Source organism: Williamsia sp. R60 (genome assembly GCF_054063855.1).
Window position 1 is genome coordinate 497701 of sequence record NZ_JBSSGR010000002.1, and the last position, 19135, is coordinate 516835.

15 protein-coding genes are annotated in these 19135 nt (G+C 65.0%); 11 read left to right on the forward strand and 4 right to left on the reverse strand.

Translation table 11 applies throughout. From position 1 onward, the window contains the following. Positions 1 to 120: 120 nt before the first annotated feature. Positions 121 to 2661 (forward strand): ATP-dependent Clp protease ATP-binding subunit, encoded by a 2541-nt coding sequence (locus tag ACVWY6_RS09225; RefSeq protein WP_062795310.1) that lies wholly within the window; start codon positions 121 to 123, stop codon positions 2659 to 2661. A 75-nt stretch (positions 2662 to 2736) separates the two neighbouring features. Here ACVWY6_RS09225 and kstR read toward each other — a convergent pair whose 3' ends face one another. Next, a complete protein-coding gene (kstR, locus tag ACVWY6_RS09230; RefSeq protein WP_062795870.1) occupies positions 2737 to 3390 on the reverse strand; it encodes a cholesterol catabolism transcriptional regulator KstR in 654 nt (217 codons plus the stop codon). Positions 3391 to 3625: 235 nt separating this feature from the next. Here kstR and ACVWY6_RS09235 point away from each other — a divergent pair, with 235 nt between their 5' ends. From ACVWY6_RS09235 to ACVWY6_RS09265, 7 genes are all read left to right on the forward strand, one after another. Next, positions 3626 to 5830: an acyl-CoA dehydrogenase gene (locus ACVWY6_RS09235; protein ID WP_457537558.1), complete on the forward strand. Its 2205-nt coding sequence runs from the start codon at positions 3626 to 3628 to the stop codon at positions 5828 to 5830. A gap of 93 nt (positions 5831 to 5923) precedes the next feature. Next, on the forward strand, positions 5924 to 6982 hold the full coding sequence (locus tag ACVWY6_RS09240; RefSeq protein ID WP_116917751.1) for an acyl-CoA dehydrogenase family protein: 1059 nt from the start codon (positions 5924 to 5926) through the stop codon (positions 6980 to 6982). A 2-nt stretch (positions 6983 to 6984) separates the two neighbouring features. Then, positions 6985 to 8148, forward strand: coding sequence for an acyl-CoA dehydrogenase family protein (locus tag ACVWY6_RS09245; protein WP_116917750.1), 1164 nt, complete (start codon positions 6985 to 6987; stop codon positions 8146 to 8148). A gap of 5 nt (positions 8149 to 8153) precedes the next feature. Beyond that, on the forward strand, positions 8154 to 9188 hold the full coding sequence (locus tag ACVWY6_RS09250) for a bifunctional MaoC family dehydratase N-terminal/OB-fold nucleic acid binding domain-containing protein (RefSeq protein WP_317713432.1): 1035 nt from the start codon (positions 8154 to 8156) through the stop codon (positions 9186 to 9188). After that, on the forward strand, positions 9185 to 9655 hold the full coding sequence (locus ACVWY6_RS09255) for a MaoC family dehydratase (RefSeq protein WP_457537561.1): 471 nt from the start codon (positions 9185 to 9187) through the stop codon (positions 9653 to 9655). The genes ACVWY6_RS09250 and ACVWY6_RS09255 overlap by 4 nt, the downstream gene beginning before the upstream one ends. Continuing rightward, positions 9652 to 10827, forward strand: coding sequence for a lipid-transfer protein (locus tag ACVWY6_RS09260; RefSeq protein WP_030173297.1), 1176 nt, complete (start codon positions 9652 to 9654; stop codon positions 10825 to 10827). The genes ACVWY6_RS09255 and ACVWY6_RS09260 overlap by 4 nt, the downstream gene beginning before the upstream one ends. 10 nt (positions 10828 to 10837) lie before the next feature. Continuing rightward, on the forward strand, positions 10838 to 12460 hold the full coding sequence (locus ACVWY6_RS09265) for an AMP-binding protein (protein WP_457537562.1): 1623 nt from the start codon (positions 10838 to 10840) through the stop codon (positions 12458 to 12460). A gap of 39 nt (positions 12461 to 12499) precedes the next feature. Here the strand turns inward: ACVWY6_RS09265 and ACVWY6_RS09270 are convergent, their stop codons facing one another. Continuing rightward, a complete protein-coding gene (locus ACVWY6_RS09270; RefSeq protein WP_457537564.1) occupies positions 12500 to 14194 on the reverse strand; it encodes an MFS transporter in 1695 nt (564 codons plus the stop codon). A 196-nt stretch (positions 14195 to 14390) separates the two neighbouring features. On the opposite strand from ACVWY6_RS09270, the gene ACVWY6_RS09275 reads away from it, so the two are divergent. Beyond that, positions 14391 to 14516 carry a hypothetical protein gene (locus ACVWY6_RS09275; RefSeq protein ID WP_255283862.1) on the forward strand — a complete coding sequence of 42 codons (126 nt, stop codon included), beginning with the start codon at positions 14391 to 14393 and terminating at the stop codon, positions 14514 to 14516. 107 nt (positions 14517 to 14623) lie between these two features. Here ACVWY6_RS09275 and ACVWY6_RS09280 read toward each other — a convergent pair whose 3' ends face one another. Together ACVWY6_RS09280 and kstD are read right to left on the reverse strand one after the other, a co-directional pair. Next, positions 14624 to 15484, reverse strand: coding sequence for a MaoC/PaaZ C-terminal domain-containing protein (locus ACVWY6_RS09280; protein ID WP_457537566.1), 861 nt, complete (start codon positions 15482 to 15484; stop codon positions 14624 to 14626). After that, a complete protein-coding gene (gene kstD, locus ACVWY6_RS09285) occupies positions 15484 to 17223 on the reverse strand; it encodes a 3-oxosteroid 1-dehydrogenase (protein WP_457537568.1) in 1740 nt (579 codons plus the stop codon). Before kstD ends, ACVWY6_RS09280 begins: the two co-directional genes overlap by 1 nt. A gap of 147 nt (positions 17224 to 17370) precedes the next feature. Between kstD and ACVWY6_RS09290 the strand changes: the two genes are divergently transcribed. Then, positions 17371 to 18159 carry a 2-keto-4-pentenoate hydratase gene (locus ACVWY6_RS09290; protein WP_457537569.1) on the forward strand — a complete coding sequence of 263 codons (789 nt, stop codon included), beginning with the start codon at positions 17371 to 17373 and terminating at the stop codon, positions 18157 to 18159. 54 nt (positions 18160 to 18213) lie between these two features. Next, positions 18214 to 19134, forward strand: a complete 921-nt coding sequence (locus ACVWY6_RS09295) for an acetaldehyde dehydrogenase (acetylating) (protein WP_457537571.1) — start codon at positions 18214 to 18216, stop codon at positions 19132 to 19134. The last annotated feature ends 1 nt before the right edge of the window (position 19135 follow it).

The following is a 19135-nucleotide window of genomic DNA, read 5'->3' on the forward strand; positions in this document are numbered from 1 at the left end:
GTGAGCTATCGGTTCATCGTCGACACTGCCAACCCTGGGAAGACCGGAGCCTGTCGACCAGACACACTGGGAGACGAAGCCGAAGGCCGAGCTCGACCCATAGAAATGTAAGGGAGAACAATGTTCGAACGGTTCACCGACCGCGCTCGCCGGGTTGTCGTCCTGGCCCAAGAAGAAGCGCGGATGCTCAATCACAACTACATCGGCACCGAGCACATCCTGCTGGGTCTGATCCACGAGGGTGAAGGCGTCGCCGCCAAGTCGCTCGAGTCGCTGGGTATCTCCCTCGAAGGCGTCCGCAGCCAGGTCGAGGAGATCATCGGCCAGGGCCAGCAGGCTCCCTCGGGCCACATCCCCTTCACCCCGCGCGCCAAGAAGGTCCTCGAGCTCTCGCTGCGCGAAGCACTGCAGCTCGGCCACAACTACATCGGCACCGAGCACATCCTGCTCGGCCTCATCCGCGAGGGTGAAGGCGTTGCCGCCCAGGTTCTGGTCAAGCTCGGCGCCGACCTCAACAGGGTCCGTCAGCAGGTCATCCAGCTGCTGTCGGGCTACCAGGGCAAGGAGCCGCAGGAAGCGGGCACCGGTGGCCGCAGCACCGAGGCGGGCACACCGTCCACCTCCTTGGTGCTCGACCAGTTCGGCCGCAACCTGACCGCTGCTGCCGCCGAGGCCAAACTCGACCCGGTGATCGGGCGCGAGAAGGAAATCGAGCGCGTGATGCAGGTGCTCAGCCGCCGCACCAAGAACAACCCGGTGCTCATCGGCGAGCCCGGTGTCGGTAAGACCGCCGTCGTAGAGGGCCTGGCACAGGCCATCGTCAACGGCAACGTCCCCGAGACCCTCAAGGACAAGCAGCTCTACACCCTCGACCTCGGGTCGCTGGTTGCCGGTAGCCGGTACCGCGGTGACTTCGAAGAGCGACTGAAGAAGGTCCTCAAGGAGATCAACACCCGCGGCGACATCATCCTGTTCATCGACGAGCTGCACACCCTCGTCGGCGCGGGCGCCGCCGAAGGTGCCATCGACGCGGCCAGCATCCTCAAGCCGAAGCTGGCCCGCGGTGAGCTGCAGACCATCGGTGCCACCACCCTCGACGAGTACCGCAAGTACATCGAGAAGGATGCCGCCCTCGAACGCCGCTTCCAGCCGGTGCAGGTCGGCGAGCCCAGCGTGGAGCACACCATCCAGATCCTCAAGGGTCTGCGTGACCGCTACGAGTCGCACCACCGCGTCTCGATCACCGACGGTGCGTTGGTCGCCGCCGCCACCCTGGCCGACCGGTACATCAACGACCGCTTCCTGCCGGACAAGGCGATCGACCTTATCGACGAGGCCGGCGCCCGGATGCGCATCCGCCGGATGACCGCGCCGCCAGACCTGCGCGACTTCGACGACAGGATCGCCGACGCCCGCAAGGAGAAGGAATCTGCGATCGATGCGCAGGACTTCGAGAAGGCGGCAAGTCTGCGCGACAAGGAGAAGCAGCTCGTCACCGAGCGCGCCGAACGTGAAAAGCAGTGGCGCAGTGGCGACATGGACATCGTTGCCGAGGTCGACGACAACGAGATCGCCGAAGTTCTCGGCAACTGGACCGGCATCCCCGTGTTCAAGCTGACCGAGGAAGAGACCACCCGTCTGCTGCGGATGGAAGATGAGCTGCACAAGCGGATCATCGGCCAGACCGAGGCGGTCAAGGCGGTCTCCAAGGCGATCCGCCGTACCCGCGCCGGTCTGAAGGACCCCAAGCGTCCGTCCGGTTCGTTCATCTTCGCCGGCCCGTCCGGTGTCGGTAAGACCGAGCTGTCCAAGGCGCTGGCGAACTTCCTGTTCGGCGAGGACGACGCGCTCATCCAGATCGACATGGGCGAGTTCCACGACCGCTTCACCGCGTCGCGGCTCTTCGGTGCTCCTCCCGGTTACGTCGGCTACGAAGAGGGCGGTCAGCTCACCGAGAAGGTGCGCCGCAAGCCGTTCTCGGTGGTGCTGTTCGACGAGATCGAGAAGGCTCACCAGGAGATCTACAACACGCTGCTGCAGGTCCTCGAGGACGGCCGTCTCACCGACGGTCAGGGTCGTACGGTCGACTTCAAGAACACCGTGCTGATCTTCACCTCGAACCTCGGTACCGGCGACATCTCCAAGGCCGTGGGTCTGGGCTTCTCGCAGTCGAATGCGGAGGGCTCGAACTACGAGCGGATGAAGCAGAAGGTCAACGACGAGCTCAAGAAGCACTTCCGGCCTGAGTTCCTCAACCGTATCGACGACGTCATCGTGTTCCACCAGCTCACCCGCGACGAGATCATCAAGATGGTCGACCTGATGATCGCCCGCGTGGAAACCCAGCTGCGGAACAAGGACATGGCACTGGAGCTGACCGAGAAGGCCAAGAGCCTGCTCGCCAAGCGTGGATTCGATCCCGTGCTCGGCGCCCGTCCGCTGCGTCGCACGATCCAGCGCGAGATCGAGGACCAGCTCTCGGAGAAGATCCTCTTCAACGAGATCGGTGCCGGCGAGATCATCCTGGTCGACGTGGAGAACTGGGACGGCGAAGGCGAAGGCGAAGACGCCAAGTTCACCTTCGTCGGGTCGAAGAAGCCGATTGCTCTGCCGGACACCCCGGTCGAGCTGGCCAAGACCGGTGAGTCCACCGACAGCTAGTCACGACAGCCAAAAGGGGCGCAACCACGAAAGTGGTTGCGCCCCTTTTTGTGTGCTTGTGCAGAGGGTGCGGGGTCAGTCCCTGATCTCGGGGTCCTGATCGCGGCCGGCGAGCAGCAGAGTGATGGTGAGCTCCAGACGGTTGGTGACGTCGGTCGCGGACGCACGGCGGGTCAGCCACTGCACCAGGTTCGACATCCACACGTCGGAGACCACACGGGCGATCTTGAGATCGAGATCGGTGGGTTCGCCCTCGACCATCGCATTGGCCAGGAGGCGGTCGATGATGGTCGCCACCTTGTCGACTTCGGCGGCCGCTGAGGCGTCGGCGAACATGAACGCGCGGGTCATCGCCTCGGTCAGCAGCGGATCGCGCTGCATCGCCATGGTGATCATGTCGAGCACGTGGCGCAGGCGTTCGAGTGACGTGGTGCCACGAAGGCGTGACTTGTCGGCGCGACTCTCGACTGCCTCGAACTCGCGGGCGAGTGCGGTCACCAGTAGGTGCACCTTGGAGGGGAAGTAGCGGTAGAGAGTTCCCACGGCCACGTCGGCACGGTCGGCGACAGCTCGCATCTGTACGGCGTCGTAGCCGCCCTTGGAGGCCAGGGCCAGCGTGGCGTCAAGGATGCGTCGACGTCGTTCGCGTTGTGCATTCGACCCGAGGTCGACCTCCGAGCCGACGGCGGCATTACTCGCCGGGGTTCCGGTCGGGATCGGGCTTGCCATCGAGGTCCCACTTTCGTTCAGGTCGACTTCTCGCGTCGGTCGGTCATGTAGGTCATCTGGCAACGACACCTTTGCCATGTCGAAACCGACCAAGTACACGGTAATCGCTCATGCCGGAAAAGCGACTTCTCCGACTTTGCGACACGGGCCCCTTCATTCTGCCCCCTGGGACGTGCAATATTAGAACAGGTTCTACTACGCACCGACAATCCCGAGCAGGCAGGATCCGATCTCCGTGACCATTGCTTCCACCCCAGAACATACCGCCGTCGCCGACGCAATTGGTCAATGGTCCAAAAAGGTGTCGGTCATCACCTCGGTCCGGCGTGGCGACGCCGAGGCGAACGGCACCGGCGAAGCCTGGCCTGCGCTGTTCCCGGACTTGGCCGAGCTCGGTGTGTTCGGCGCTGCTGTCCCGGAGCACTGCGGCGGCATGGATGCCCAGTTCGCCGACCTCGCCGTGATGCTCGAGCAGACGGGCTACGACCTGGTACCCGGACCTGTCGCGGCGACCGCGGTCGGCGCCCTGTTGTCGGCCGTGTCCGGGGCCCCGAACGAGAACGCGTTACTCGCGCAGCTGATCGCCGGTGAGGTGGGCGCCGCGGTGGCCACCTCGGTGCTGTCCGGCGGTCAGGCGCCCACCGCCCACGAACCGCGCCGGGGCGTCCTGTCGGCGAGCGGCGAGCTCGGGTTGGTCGCCGGATACGTACCCGGGGCGGCGTTGCTCGCCCCGATCGACATCGCCGGAAGCCACCGCTGGGTGCTGCTCGAACCGGGAACCGACGGCATCATCTCCGATTCGGTTGACGCTCTGGACTTCTCGATGGAGCTGTCGACGGTGCGATTGGACGAGGTGGTGATCCCCACGCGCGACGTGCTGCACCTGTCGGACACCTACGTGCGAGCCACCCTCATCGCAGCCATCGCCGCCCAGGCCTCAGGCGTCGCACGCTGGACTCTCGACACCGCGGTCGAGTACGCCAAGGTGCGCGAGCAGTTCGGTGCGCCGATCGGCAGCTTTCAGGCGGTCAAGCACATCTGTGCCGAGATGCTCTGCCGCAGCGAGCAGGTCAGTGCGGCCGCCTGGGATCTGGCCGGAGCGATCGACGACCTCACCGAAGCCGAGGGTGACGAGCGGACGAGCGCCGCGCAGCAGGTGGAGATCAGTGCGGCCGTGGCCGCGGCGACGGTCTCCGATCTCACCGTCGACAACGCCAAGGACTGCATCCAGATCCTCGGTGGTATCGGATTCACCTTCGAGCACGACGCGCATCTGTACCTGCGCAGGGCTCTGGCGTGGCAGGCGCAGCTGGGCAGCGCGGCCACCTGGCGCGCGCGGGTGGCCGAGTTGAATCGGCAAGGTGTCCGCCGGGTGCACCGGCTGGACCTCGGTGATGCCGAGAAACGCCGGGCGCAGGTCCGCGCCGACGTCGACTCCATCGCTGCCGCCGACGACCAGCGGCATGCGCTCGCCGAATCGGGGTACCTCACTCCGCATTGGCCGGAGCCGTATGGACTGGCGGCAGAACCGGCGCAGCAGGTGCTGATCGATCAAGAACTCGACCGCGCCGGTGTTCGCCGCCCAGATCTCGTGATCGCGGGATGGGCGATCCCGACCATCCTCCAGTACGGCACCGACGAGCAGCGTGAGCGATTCGTCCGCGCCACCCTCGACGGCGAGATCATCTGGTGCCAGCTGTTCTCGGAGCCCGGCGCGGGCTCTGACCTCGCGGCCCTGCGCACGAAGGCCACCAAGGTCGACGGCGGTTGGAAACTGCAGGGGCAGAAGGTCTGGACCTCTCACGCACATACGGCCGACTGGGCGATCTGTTTGGCGCGTACCGATCCGGAAGCGCCGAAGCACAAGGGCATCACCTACTTCCTCGTCGACATGAAGTCCGAGGGCATCGAAACCCGGCCGCTCCGAGAGATCACCGGGCGAGCGCTGTTCAACGAGGTGTTCCTCGACGACGTGTTCGTGCCCGACGACTGCGTGGTGGGGGAACTGAACAACGGCTGGCGGCTGGCCCGCACCACACTCGCCAACGAACGGGTTGCGATGGGCGGTTCGGCCCTCGGCAAGGAGATGGAGGCACTGCTCGCGCAGATCGAGGGGCGCCGGCTCGACGCGGTCGAGTGTGCCGAACTGGGCGAGCTGATCGTGCAGGCCCAGCTAGGTCAGGTTCTCGATCTGCGCGCGGTCCTCGGGTCGATCAACGGCACCGACCCCGGAGCCGCCTCGAGCGTGCGCAAACTGATCGGTGTCCGGCACCGGCAGGCGGTGCCGGAGTTCGGTCAGCGACTACGTGGGCTGGACGGTCTGGAGTACTCCGAGACGGCTGACGAGTTCCTGCTCAACCGGTGCCTGTCGATCGCCGGCGGCACCACGCAGATTCTTGCGACCGCGGCCGCCGAACGGCTGCTGGGACTGCCGCGCTGAGTGCTGGACCGGGTGTCGACAACACGTAGCTGACGCGCGCCCGACTCTGATACAACTAGAACAGGTTCTAATTCACTGAAGAGGTGCAAAACGGTGGACTTCACGCTCGATTCGACAGCCCAGACTGTGAGCGATGTCATCGCCTCCGTGCTGGAAAGGCACGAGTCGGTGTGGGACGCCTCACTGTCCGACACCGGCGGCTTCGAGGGTTCGTTGTGGTCGGCCCTCGCCGACTCCGGACTGCTGGCCCTGCCGCTACCCGAGGCGCAGGGCGGTGACGATGTCGCAGTCGGGGGACTGACCCCGGTACCGACCGCGCTCGGCCGCGCTGCCGCGATAACTCCCGCGATCGGAACGTTGCTGTCCGGACTGGCACCGCTGGTGCAGCGTGCGCCCGACATCGCGGCGGACCTGGGCGCCAAGGTGCAGGCGGGTGGCTGGCTCGCAGCCGCGATCAACGAACCCGGCGCCCCGATGACCTCCACCCCGCACACCGCCGTTTCTGGTGGCAAGCTCTCGGGCGTCAAGACCGGTGTGCTGCACGCCGAAGGCGCCACCGCACTCCTCGTCGCCGCAGACGCGGGTGTTGTGGTCGTGTCACCCGGCGACGACGGCGTGAAAGTCACCCGCACCACGTCGTCATCGGGCTGGGGTGAGTACACGGTCGAGTTCTCGGATGTGCCGGCCGACATCGTCATCGGCGGCGACCCGGTGTGGCTCACGCAGCACCACGCCCTGGGAATCGCGGCCTATGCGGACGGGCTGATAGCCGGCGCGATGAAGCTGACCGCCACCCACGTGTCCGAGCGCATCCAGTTCGACAAGCCGATCGGGACGTTCCAGGCCGTTCAGCAGCAACTCGCGGACATCTACGTGGTGGCCCGATCGATGACCCTGGCCACCACGTCGGCGGGATGGCGTCTGAGTGAAGGTCTCGACGCCGGGACGGACCTGGCTTTGTCCGGTTACTGGCTGGCACAGGAGATCCCGGCAGCCATGCGCACCATGATCCATCTGCACGGCGGTGTCGGTGTCGACCTGACCTACCCGTTGCACCGCTACTTTTCTCTGGCCAAAGACCTTGCCCGCCTGGTCGGTGGGCCCACTGACCGACTCGACGCACTCGCCGAGCAGGTCGAGGCAGGAGCGTGACAATGTTCATCGATCTCACCCCCGAGCAGCGCGCGCTGAAGATGGAATTGCGCGAGTATTTCTCGAACCTCATCTCGCCCGAGGATGCGGTCACCATGCTCACCGAACGGCACGGGCCCACGTACCGCAAGGTGATCCGCCAGATGGGCAAGGACGGGTGGCTCGGCGTCGGATGGCCAAAGGAATACGGCGGCAGGGGCTTCGGACAGATAGAACAACAGATCTTCGTCAACGAGGCCGCTCGGGCGGACGTGCCGTTGCCTGCGGTCACCTTGCAGACCGTCGGTCCGACGCTGCAGGTGTACGGGACCGACGAGCAGAAGCAGCGTTTTCTTCCTGACATCCTGGCCGGTGAGGTGCACTTCGCCATCGGTTACACCGAACCAGACGCCGGTACCGACCTGGCGTCGCTCAAGACCACAGCGGTGCTGGAGGGTGACGAGTACGTCATCAACGGCCAGAAGATCTTCACCACCGGCGGGCACGACGCCGACTACGTGTGGCTGGCATGCCGCACCGACAAAGATGCTCCCAAACACAAGGGCATCTCGATGATCATCGTCGACACCAAGGATCCCGGCTACAGCTGGACCCCGATCATCACGGCCGACCACGCCCATCACGTCAACGCCACGTATTACTCCGATGTGCGCGCGCCCGCGAGCATGGTGGTCGGTGAGGTGAACGGCGGGTGGCGACTGATCACCACCCAGCTGAACCACGAACGGGTCATGTTGGGGCCGGCCGGACGGCTCGACGGTCTGCTGGCCCGCATCACCGACTGGGCCGGCCGGCCAGGGCCCGATGGCACGGTTCCCGGCAAACACACCGACGTCAAGCGGGCGCTGGCCGAGCTCCACGCCTACTACCGGATCAACGAACTGCTCAACTGGCAGGTCGCCTCCGGCGGTGACTCGATCTCCATGGCCGACGCCGCAGCCACCAAAGTCTTTGCCACCGAACGACTCCAACGGGTCCACCGCTTGATCGACGAAGTGCTCGGCCGGCATGGCGACTTCTCGGATCCCGCGACCGCCGAGCTCGCCGAGTGGTTCGACGTGCAGTCCAAGCGCAACGTCGTCATCACCTTCGGTGGCGGCGTGAACGAGGTGATGCGGGAGATGATCGCGACCGCGGGTCTCGGACTGCCGCGTGGAAAGCGCTGAGCACGATGGCATCTGATGCAGCCGCGATCATCGCGGCCACCGACGCGGTCCGCGCTGCCGGTACCAGTGCACCTATCTCAGGTCGCGATCCGATCAACACCCCGATGATCAACAACTGGACCGAGGCGCTCGGGGACACCAACCCCATCTACTCCGACGACGCAGCGGCCCGTGCGGCAGGCCACGACGGCGTTGTCGCGCCTCCGGCAATGGCCCAGGTGTGGACGATGCGGGGCCTCGGAGGCGTGCGCGCCGAGGACGATCCACTCGGCCAGGTCACCGAGATACTCGACCAGGCGGGCTACTCGTCGGTGGTCGCGACCAACTGTGACTCGACCTACCATCGCTACACCAGTCCGGGTGAGCACGTCACCATCGAGGCCGCGCTGACCGACGTCGTCGGCCCCAAGCAGACTGCGCTGGGCGAAGGCTGGTTCTTCACCACCAAGAACATCTGGAAGGTCGGCGACGAGGTGGTGGCCGAGATGGACTTCCGCATCCTCAAGTTCCGCCCCGCCGCGAAGGCGCCGTCAGCAGAGGCGCCGGCGCCCGAACAGGCTGCGGGCGAGGTGATCTCGTCTCTCGGGTCGAACACGGACGACTTCGAGCCGGCGAAGATGATGCGACCCACGCCATCCCTCGACACGCTGTTCTTCTGGGACGGCGTGCGTGCGCACGAACTCCGAATCCAGCAGCGTGCCGACGGATCGCTGCAGCACCCACCGGTGCCCGCATTGTGGAAGCCGACGGGCGAGACCACCGACTACGTGGTGTCGTCGGGCCGGGGCACCGTCTACAGCTACGTGGTCCACCATGCACCGCAGGTGCCCGGACGACGTGTGCCGTTTGTGATCGCTCTCGTCGAACTCGACGAGGGGGTGCGGATGCTCGGAGAACTCCGGGGAGTCGACCCGGCGCAGGTCGAGGTGGGCTACCCGGTTCAGGTGGAGTTCATCGACTTCCCGGCAGGTGAGGACGGAGACACCCAGGCATGGACGCTCTATGCCTGGCAGCCCGCGAAAGCAGGAGAACAGTCGTGAGTACACAAGTGGTACCGCCCGCCACGCCTCCCGACGTCAAGGAGGGGGACACGCTCCCCGAACTGACGATCGAGGCCACTCCGACCTTCGTGGTCTCGACCGCCTTGGCCACCAGGGACTTTCAGGACGTGCACCACGATCGCGACCTCGCGCATCAGAAGGGGTCGAAGGACATCTTCGTCAACATCCTCACCGACACCGGTCTGGTGCAGCGATACATCACCGATTGGGCCGGTCAGCGAGCGCAGATCAGGTCGATCAAACTGCGCCTCGGCGTGCCCTGGTACGCCTACGACACCCTCACGCTGACCGGGACCGTCACCTCGGTCGCCGACGGTCTGGTGGACGTCGAGGTGGTCGGGACGGACAGCCTGGGTAAGCACATCACCTCGCAGGCGTCACTGGTGATGGATCGCACCGTCGCCGGTGCGCTGCCGGAAACGAGCCGAGCGGGGGTTGCCGGATGAGCGGTCAATTGTCCGGCGCCGCAGCGATTGCCGGAATCGGCGCCACCGACTTCTCGAAGAACTCCGGTCGCAGCGAGTTGCGGCTGGCAGCCGAGGCGGTCACCGCGGCCATCGCCGACGCGGGTCTGGCACCCTCCGATGTCGATGGCCTGGTCTCGTTCACCATGGACACCAACACCGAGATCGCGGTCGCGCGTTCCGCCGGGATCGGCGAGCTGAAGTATTTCTCGCGTATCCACTACGGCGGTGGTGCGGCTTGCTCCACGGTGCAGCAGGCAGCCATGGCCGTGGCCACCGGTGTCGCCGATGTCGTTGTCGCGTACCGGGCGTTCAATGAACGGTCGGGGATGCGGTTCGGACAGGTGAACACCTCCCTGGTGGCACAGGACAATTCCTCGGGCACCGACAACGCGTTCAGCTACCCGCACGGGTTGAGCACCCCTGCCGCGTTCGTCGCCATGGTCGCTCAGCGATACATGCACGAGTACGGCGCCACGAGTGAGGATTTCGGCCGGATCTCGGTGGTGGACCGCAAGCATGCAGCGGTCAATCCGAACGCGTTCTTCTATGGCAAGCCGATCACCCTCGAGGACCACCAGAACTCGCGGTACATCGCCGAGCCGCTGCATCTGCTCGACTGCTGTCAGGAATCCGACGGTGGCGTGGCGTTTGTCGTGGTCTCGGCCGAGCGGGCCAAGGACTTGCCTCATCCACCGGCCGTCATCGCCGGTGCGGCATCGGGAAGTGGCAACGACCAATACATCATGACCAGCTACTACCGTGACGAGCTCGCCGGTCTTCCAGAGATGGGTCTGGTCGGCAGGCAGCTGTGGGAGCAGTCCGGACTCGGTCCGGACGACATGGATCTGGCAATCCTGTACGACCACTTCACCCCGTACACGTTGATGCAGCTCGAAGAACTGGGCTTCTGCGGCAGGGGAGACGCCAAGGACTTCGTCCGCGAACCCGGCGCGCTCGAGGTCGGTGGACGGTTGCCTCTCAACACCCACGGCGGCCAGCTCGGCGAGGCGTACATCCACGGGATGAACGGCATCGCCGAGGCCGTACGGCAGCTTCGCGGAAAGTCGGTCAATCAGGTTCCCGGTGCCAGTAAGGTCGTTGTCACCGCCGGAACTGGCGTTCCCACAAGTGGTTTGGTACTCACAGCTTAGGAGTTGCGCGATGGGGTTCAATCTGGCGGATGTCTTCGAGACCGTGGCGGACGCGGTTCCGGACACGGTGGCGCTCACCTACGAGGGCGTCGACCACAGCTACCGACAGCTCGAGGTCGAATCGAACAAGGTGGCCCACATGCTGACCGCCGCCGGTATCGGTGCGGCCGAGCATGTCTCGCTGTTCCTCAAGAACAGCGTGGAACACGTGACCACCATCCTCGGTGTGATCAAGATCCGCGCCGTACCGATCAACATCAACTACCGGTACACACCGGCGGAGTTGCTCTACATCTTCGAGAACTCCGATTCGGTTGCGATCGTGGTCGAGGAAGCCGAGCACCAGGACAATCTCGCCACAATCGTCGGCCAGATCCCCACGTTGCGAACGATCTTCGTGATCGGTGAGTTCACCGAACAGCTGTCGGTGGCCGCCGCGGACGCGGGTGTCGACGTTCGGTTGTTCGATCCGTCGGGTCAGTCGGACGAGCGAGACTTTGAGCCCAGGACCGGCGACGAGCTGTGGGTCCTCTACACGGGCGGAACAACGGGATACCCCAAAGGCGTCATGTGGCGACACGACGACTTCTTTCACAAACCTCTGTCCGGCGGCAATCCGTACGAGGACAAACCTCGCAAGGACCTTGCCGAGATCGGCGCTGCAGCCAAGGAGTTCCCCGGTCTGTCCTTCTTGATTGCGGCGCCACTCATGCACGGCGCAGCCCTGTACTCGCTGTTCACCTTCCTCACCTTGGGTGCCAGACTGGTGCTGATGCGTGCTTTCGATCCGGAGAAGGTCGTGCGGTCGATCGAGGCCGACAAGGTCAATGTGGTGCTGATCGTCGGCGACGGCATGGGTTCCCCCTTGGCCGACGCGATGCAGAAGCTCAAGGACGAGGTCGACATGTCGACGCTGTTCTCCATCACCTCCGGCGGTGCGATCTGGTCGGTGGGTGTTCGGGAGAAAATGCTGGCCGCCAAGCCGGACCTGTTGCTGCGCGACAACTTCGGAGCGTCGGAAACCGGCAACGACGGTGCCTTCGAAGTCCGCGAGGACGGCACGCTGGCGATGCCACCCACCTCGAAGATGACCGTGGTCGACGAGAAGCTCAACGTGATCGAACCCGGTACCGGTGACGTGGGCATGATCGCCCGCATCGGCAGGGTCCCGCTCGGTTACTACCGGGACGAGGAGAAGTCGGCACGTACGTTCCCGACACTGCCCGACGGTACGCGTCTGGCGGTGCTCGGCGACATGGGACAGGTGGAGGCCGACGGGACGATCGTGTTCCTGGGCCGCGGGTCGCAGTGCATCAACACCGGAGGCGAGAAGGTCTTCGCCGAGGAGGTGGAGGCGTGCCTCCACGCACACCCCGCGGTTGCGGACGCGCTCGTTGTTCCCGCACCCGATGAGCGGATGGGTCAGAAGGTGTCTGCGGTCGTCGCGATTCGTCCCGACGCTCCAGAGCCCGATCTCGACGAGATCCAGGCCCACTGCCGAACGATGCTCGCCGGGTACAAGATCCCGCGGCTGCTGGTGGTGGTGGACGAGATCAAGCGCACGCCGGCCGGCAAGGCTGACTACCGATGGGCTAAGCAGGCTGCGCTGGACGCGACGGGCACGCCGGTCTAGTCCTCAGCGGCAACGAGTGGTCCGGTGACCCGGGCCCGGTCAGTCGGTCGACGACTTGGCCGTAGTCGCGGCAGCAGGGTGCCCGGTGGGCAATTCGCCCACCGTGGCGTCCTGCCCGCCCATCGCCTTCGGGGTGAAGATGGCCAACAGCACCGCACCGGCGATCCCGATCGAGCCGAGAACGATGCAGGCGGTGTTCATCGGTCCGACAAAGGCTTCTTTTGCACCCTCGGAGATCTGCGCGGCGAGTTCGGGTTGGCGCGGCGCGATGCCCTGAGCAACCTGCAGTGCTTCGGCGAGTGTGCGCGTGATGTGTTCGCCTATGGAACCGGCCGCGGAGGTGGCCTGTTGCGCCTGTTCGGGCTGGCCGGCCGCCTGCAATTGACTCGCGGCCTGGGTCAGCTGGTTCTGGGCCGAATCTGCGGTCGGCTGAACATCTCTCGTGTAGCCGGCGGCCAGTAGGCTGCCGGCGATGGCGATTCCGACCGCCGAGCCCAGCTCTCGAGCGGTGTCGTTGACCGCCGAACCGACTCCCTGATTGTCGGCAGGGGTGTTCACCATGATCCCGGTGGTGGACGGTGCGGTGGCGATGCCCAGACCCGCCGCCATGACGATCAGCGACACCGCGATCGTCCAGTACTCGGTGTGATCGATGACGCCCAGCATGACGACGCCCACGCCCATGAAAAAGGTGCCGACGGCCAGGATGGCACGCAGATTGATCTTCACCGCAACCCAGTTGCCCAGCAACGAGAAGATCATCACGACCACCACGAGGGGGAACATCGCGACGGCCGACTTCAACGGGGAGTAGCCGAACACCAGCTGCAACCGCTGCAGCAGGACAAAGAACACGCCGAAGGCGACCAAGAATTGGAGCATGATGCTGAAGGCGCCGGCTGAGAACGCCCGGTTGCGGAACAGCGTGACGTCGAGCAGGGGCTGGGCGCGCCTCGTCTGAAGCATCCAGAAGACCCCGATCAGGGCGACACCGCCGATCAGCGCGGCGATGACAAGCGGGTTGACCCAGCCGCGGTGTGGAGCCTCGATGAGACCGAACACGACAAGCGCGATGGCTGCCGCAGAGCTGATCGAGCCGATCAGATCGAAGCGTTTCGAGGTGGAGTCGCGAGATGTCGGGATGGTGCACGAGAGAACAGCGGTGGTTCCTGCTGCGACGGCGAACGCGATGAAGATGGAATGCCAGTCGAAGAACTCGAGCAATATCCCGGTGACGAAGAAGCCGCCGATTGCCCCGATCCCGGCCACGCCGGCCCAGATGCTCACAGCCAGTGGTCGTTTGGACTCCGGCACCCCTGAGGTGATCAGCGACAGGGTCGCCGGCATCGCGAAGGCGGCACCCACACCGGTGAAACAGCGCGAGGCGATGAACAGGTTCGGATCATTGATCCACACCGGCAGGAGGGAGCCGATGGCGAAGATGATGAGACCACCGACCAGAGCCAGGCGGCGGCCGTATCGGTCGCCCAGAGCGCCGGCAGGCAACAGCAGGGCGGCCAGGGTCAGCGTGTATCCGTCGATGAGCCAGGTCAGTTGGTTCGACGTCGCCTCGATGTCCGGAGCGATCTCGGGAATCGCGGTGTTCAACGCAGCCATCGCAGCCACGACCATCGAGACGGCGGTGCACACCACGAAGATGAGCCAGACGGTTCGGAGTCCGAACTTCTCGTCTGTTCCCGAATCGCTCGGCGACGCCCCCACAGATGTCTTCATCCACTCAAAGTAGTCGAGTGGAACGTGTTCTAAACACACCTTCGTGTTGTGTAATCGTTATCACGATCCCACGGTGTGGCACACACGCATCGACTGTCTCTTATGTCACATTAACAACACTGGTAACTCGACAGTGAGCTTGCTGGTACAGACCGACCCAGCCGGGTCCGGCCACACCCACATGAGAGGGAATCCGATGGCCTCAACTCAGGTCAACGACGTCTCGGCGGTCAAGCTGCGCGCATGGCGTGTGCTCACGATGCTGGCGTCACTCGTCGCCGTCATCGTCGGGCTCGTTGCCATCTTCATGAGCGCTGCCTGACAACGCTTTACAACTCTTCTCGCCGGTATCGCCGAGCTGCCGGTGCCGGCCACCGATCGCGATGCGGACCTGTCCGGCAGTCCCGCCCGCGATCAGCAGATGGGCCGTCAGCGCCTCGTCAGCACCACGTTCCCGAGGGCCGGTGCATCGTCGCGGTCGGCCACGGATGCGGAGATGAGAAGGCGAGATCCGTCTTCCCACACCTTGATTCGTAACGTCTCACCCGGAAAGACGATACCGGCGAACTTCGCCGCATATCGCTCGATCTGGTCCACGTCTCCGCCGAGCATCGTGTCCGTGACAGCGCGGCACACTGTTCCGTACGTGCAGAGCCCGTGGAGGATCGGCCGGGGGAAGCCCGCCATCTCGGCGAACTCCGGACTCGAGTGCAACGGGTTGCGGTCGCCGCAGAGACGGTAGAGAAGCGCTTGTTGAGGGAGCGTCTTCTCTTCGATCGTCCGGTCCGGTTCGCGGTCGGGATAGGCCACCTTGTCCGAGCTCCCACGCTCGCCGCCGAATCCGCCTTCGCCCTTGGCGAAGATGGCCGAACGCGCAGTCCACAGCGGCTCACCGGCGTCGTCGATCGTCCTCGACTCCTGAACGATGACCGCAGCCGAGCCCTTGTCCTGGAGTTCGGCGATGGTGGTACGTGTGGTGGCCGAACCCGAAGGCGGGATGGGGCGGTGCACGGTCACCTCCTGCGAACCGTGAACCACTGCGGCAAGGTCGATCTCGATGCCGGGCATCGAGACCTTCGGTGGCTCGGTCTCGTGGAAGCTCGCGGCGACGGTGGCGAATGTGGGCAGCACCTTCGGTTCGACGTCGTGCAGATACCGAAGGCTGTTCGCGTCCAGCGGGTCTGCTCCTGCGCCGACGCCCAGGTGATAGAGCGCGATGTCGGAAGCGTTCCAGCTGAATGTGGTCTGCCCGACCTCGGCACCGAGTGCGACCGACGGATCGATGGGCATCAGCTGGCCCTCTCTCCGGCGGCACGCGACCGCTGAGCGTTGTCGGCGATGTCCAGTGCGGCAAGGTATCCGAAGACCATCGCGGGCCCGATGGTGGCGCCTGGTCCGGCATAGGTGTGGCCCATGACCGGCGAACTCGTGTTGCCCGCGGCGTAGAGCCCCTCGATGATCGACCCGTCGGCGCGCAGAGCGCGGCCTGCCGCGTCGGTGTTGATCCCGCCCTTGGTACCGAGGTCGCCCGGCACCATCTTCACCGCGTAGAACGGCGCCTTCTTCAGGGGGCCCAGGCTGGGGTTGGGCTTGTTGGTGATGTCGCCGTAGTAGTGGTCGTACTGGCTCACCCCGCGCCCGAAGTCCTCGTCTTCGCCCTTCTTCGCGAACTCGTTGAACCGCTCGGTGGTTCGGGACAGACGGTCGGCGGGCACGCCGATCTTCTCCGCGAGTTCGGCCAGAGTCCCGGCCTTGGTGATCACGCCGGACTTGAACCACTTGCCGGGCAACGGCTGACGGCCCGACACCGATGCGAACATGTACCGGTTGCGGTAGGTCTGGTCGAACACCAGCCAGCACGGCAGGTTCTCTCCTGGCCCCTCGCCCTGGCCGAACTCGCCGCCGTACATCCGGTGCACTGCTTCCACGTAGGGCAGTGACTCGTTCATGAAGCGTTCGCCGCGGTCGTTGACCATGAAGCTGCCCGGGAGTGCGCGCTCGGAGAGAGCGAACCACGGCCCGCGGGGGAGCGGGATCGTCGGACCCCACCAGGCGTCTTCCATGAAGCTCACGCCCGCACCGATTTTCAGGCCGGCGTTGATACCGTCGCCGGTGTTGGACTCGGCGCCGGTGGTCCACTGCGATCCGATGGGTTCGCGCTGGTATTTGTGGCGCATCTCCTCGTTGTGCTCGAAGCCGCCACACGCGAGCACCACGCCGTGCCGGGCACGGATGGTTCTCTGCTTGCCGTCGGTCTCCACCACCACGCCGACGACGCGACCGTTCTCGGTGACCAGATCGACGAGTCCGGTGTTCAGGCGCAACGGGATACCGGCCTGACGGACTCCGAGAAGCAGTTCCGCGGTGAGGGCGGCGCCCATCGCGATCAGTCGTTTGCCGGTCAGCTTGGCTACGGCGAACCGCGTGGCGACCTTGATCGCGCGCAGGGGCCCGCGCCAGTGACGCAGTCCTGTGCTCAGCCAGCGGTAGTCCGACTGCATCACCACCACGTTCAAGGGGGATTTGCTGTACGGGGGGTGCAGGGTCTTGATGTCGTCACCCAGTTTGCGGGAGTCGAACGGCTTGGGCTCACAGGAGCGCCCGCCCACTCGGCCGCCAGGTGCCTCCGGGTAGTAGTCGGAGTAGTTCTTGACCCACTCCAGTTCGAGGGGCGCGTGCTCGCTCAGGAAGTCGAGCGCCTCGGGGCCGCGGTCGATGTAGGCATCGATGCGCTCCGGTGCCACACCGTCGCCCACGATGGCGCGGACATAGGTGCGTGCGGCCTCGGGATCGTCCTTGACGCCATCACGCTTGAGCACCTGGTTGTTCGGGATCCAGACACCTCCACCCGACCGGGAGGTGGATCCACCCCAGTACGGCGACTTCTCGATGATCACTGTGTCGAGGCCATGAGCGGCGGCCGTGATGGCCGAACTCATACCGGCGCCACCGGCGCCGACGACGATCACATCGAAGATCTCGTCCCCAGGAATCTCTTCCGAACGGCTCATCATTGCCCCTTCGCGCATTGCCGAGCTCTACCCTCTAGGTAGAACACGTTATAAACTCACGTCCATGGCAGGCTATACCAGCCTGGAAGGCATTGGCGAGTGCCTGACAGCCCCAAAACAGAAACACGTTCCAGTGCCCAGCTCGTACTGCAGGAGGAGCCACCAGTGACCGTTTCCGACCAGGAACGTCAGCGTATCGCCGACGATCTGGCCCGGGCCGAGGCGACCGCGGTCGCCATCGATCCACCGGTGGTGAGCCACCCGGATCTCGACGTCACAGACGCCTACGAGATCCAGCTGATCAACATCCGGAGGCGGCTCGAGGCGGGTGCGTCGGTCGCCGGCCACAAGGTGGGCCTGGCGTCTGAGGCGATGCAGAAGATGATGGGTGTCGACGAGCCGGACTACGGTCACCTGCTCGACGTGATGCAGTATCACGAGCACACCCCGATCGATGCCACCAAGTTCTGCTATCCCCGGGTCGAGGTCGAGGTCGGGTTCATCCTCGGCGCTGATCTGCCCGGTGCTGGCTGCACCAACGACGACGTGATCGCGGCGGTCGAGTGGGTGGTTCCCTCGATCGAACTGATCGACAGCCGGATCCGCGACTGGAAGATCTCTCTGCCCGACACCATTGCCGACAACGCGTCGTCGTGCGGCTGGGTGCTGGGCGAACAGCGCGTCCGCATCTCCGACATCGACACCGGCGACATCGACGCCACCTTGCACCGCAACGACGAGTTGATCGCCGAGGGAAACTCGAGCGCGGTGCTCGGTCATCCGCTCAACGCGGTGTCCTGGCTGGCACGCAAGGTCGAGAGCTTCGGTGTTCGCCTGCGAAAGGGTGACGTCATCCTTCCGGGCACCGCCACCCGGGCGATCGACATCCGGTCGGGCGACCACTTCGTCGCACAGTTCGCCGGACTCGGCAGCGTCACCCTGGATTTCACGTAGCACCGCACACATCACCACAAACTTTGGCAAGACCTGAGGTTAGGAGCACCACCCGTGGCACAGAAGGTCACTGCAGCAATCATCGGTTCGGGCAACATCGGGACCGACCTGATGTACAAGTTGGCGCGTTCGGAGGTGATCGAACCACGCTGGATGGTGGGTATCGACGCAGACTCCGAGGGCATGAAGCGTGCGGCCGACCACGGGCTCATCACGATGGCGGGCGGGGCTGACGAACTCCTGGCGTCAGAAGAGAAGCCCGACATCATCTTCGAGGCCACCTCGGCCTACGTACACCGTGAGTACGCCCCGAAGTACGAGGCGGCAGGCATCACCGCGGTGGACCTCACCCCGGCTGCCATCGGCCCTGCCGTGGTTCCCCCGGCGAACCTGCGGGAGCATCTCGACGCGCCGAACACCAACATGATCACCTGCGGCGGCCAGGCGACCATCCCGATGGTCCACGCCGTCACGTCCGTGGTGCCGGTGGTGTACGCCGAGATCGTGGCGTCTGTGTCGTCCGAGTCCGCCGGACCGGGAACGCGCGCGAACATCGATGAGTTCACGCGTGCCACATCGCGTGGAATCGAGACGATCGGCGGCGCCGACCGGGGTAAGGCGATCATCATCCTCAACCCGGCCGATCCGCCGATGATCATGCGCGACACGATCTTCTGCGCTATTCCCGAGGATGCGGACACCGATGCGATTGCTCAGGCAATTCTGAAGCGGGAGAAAGAGATCCAGGAGTACGTACCCGGGTATCGGTTGTTGCAGGAACCGCAGTTCGACCCGCCGAGTGTGGGCAACGGTGGGATGGCCCGAGTGTCGATCTTCGTGGAGGTCGAAGGCGCCGGTGACTTCCTGCCGCCGTACGCCGGCAACCTCGACATCATGACCGCCGCCGCCACGAAGGTCGGCGAAGAGATAGCGAGAAAGAAGCTTGCCGAGAAGGCAGAAAAGGTGGGTGTCTGAC

Excerpts from the sequence above, each read along its gene's own strand:
- ACVWY6_RS09225 (WP_062795310.1), top strand. The coding sequence starts at position 121 with ATGTTCGAACGGTTCACCGACCGCGCTCGCCGGGTTGTCGTCCTGGCC.
- kstR (WP_062795870.1), bottom strand. The coding sequence starts at position 3,390 with ATGGCAAGCCCGATCCCGACCGGAACCCCGGCGAGTAATGCCGCCGTC.
- ACVWY6_RS09245 (WP_116917750.1), top strand. The coding sequence starts at position 6,985 with ATGTTCATCGATCTCACCCCCGAGCAGCGCGCGCTGAAGATGGAATTG.
- ACVWY6_RS09250 (WP_317713432.1), top strand. The coding sequence starts at position 8,154 with ATGGCATCTGATGCAGCCGCGATCATCGCGGCCACCGACGCGGTCCGC.
- ACVWY6_RS09260 (WP_030173297.1), top strand. The coding sequence starts at position 9,652 with ATGAGCGGTCAATTGTCCGGCGCCGCAGCGATTGCCGGAATCGGCGCC.
- ACVWY6_RS09265 (WP_457537562.1), top strand. The coding sequence starts at position 10,838 with ATGGGGTTCAATCTGGCGGATGTCTTCGAGACCGTGGCGGACGCGGTT.
- ACVWY6_RS09270 (WP_457537564.1), bottom strand. The coding sequence starts at position 14,194 with ATGAAGACATCTGTGGGGGCGTCGCCGAGCGATTCGGGAACAGACGAG.
- ACVWY6_RS09275 (WP_255283862.1), top strand. The coding sequence starts at position 14,391 with ATGGCCTCAACTCAGGTCAACGACGTCTCGGCGGTCAAGCTGCGCGCA.
- ACVWY6_RS09280 (WP_457537566.1), bottom strand. The coding sequence starts at position 15,484 with ATGCCCATCGATCCGTCGGTCGCACTCGGTGCCGAGGTCGGGCAGACC.
- kstD (WP_457537568.1), bottom strand. The coding sequence starts at position 17,223 with ATGCGCGAAGGGGCAATGATGAGCCGTTCGGAAGAGATTCCTGGGGAC.